Genomic DNA, 716 nt, shown 5'->3' on the forward strand with positions numbered 1-716 from the left:
ATTCAGCTATTTTCCAAGACCACACTATTCACCAGCTTCAGTGATGGTCAAGCGATTGGGCTACAAGCCAAACACCTATTCCCATGTGTCACAATTGATCTCTGAAAGAATCGGTGTAGTCAAAGACGATTTCTTCGATCAAATGATGACTCAGCTTTTACCGTTGAAAGAGCTTGAGCGTTTTAACACGCAGCACGATCTTATTGAAGCATTGCTTAAAGGGGAGGTGGATTACATCCCGATGGATACGGCAATGCTCAACCATTTCCTTCGTTTGAGCGAGCTTGTGCCCATCGAGCAAGATACCGCGATAGGGGAGTTTTACAGTTCGCAGTTGTCTATCGGCCTCGTCGCGAATGAACGCGGTGCAATGTTAGCGCCATATTTTAGCCGCGCGATCGCGATGTTGGGCGTTGACAAAATTGTGGCTCAATACGATTTGCGTCCAGATTGGCGCACGGCGTTAGAGTATGAGGTGCGATTGGCAACACAAACCCAAGCGGTATTTCTATTCGTACTTGTATTGGCAATTTGTGTTTCTCTCTATCTGTATCGTCAATCCAACACCGATAATTTAACTGGGTTGAGGAATCGTCGCTCTTTGCAAGTTAAGTATCGCCAAGGGGTGAATAAGGATTTGGCGATTCTTTATTTAGATATTAATCACTTCAAACAAATCAACGATACCTACGGTCATTTAGCGGGTGATGAAGTGC

At 45.0% G+C, this 716-nt stretch carries 1 protein-coding gene; it reads left to right on the top strand.

Features of this window, described 5'->3' with window-relative positions; translation table 11 throughout:
* Positions 1-716, top strand: a 716-nt coding sequence (locus tag R7093_RS25425) for a diguanylate cyclase (RefSeq protein ID WP_318147046.1), incomplete at both ends; no start/stop codon positions are given.

The sequence above is a fragment of the Vibrio sp. 1580 genome (assembly GCF_033340055.1).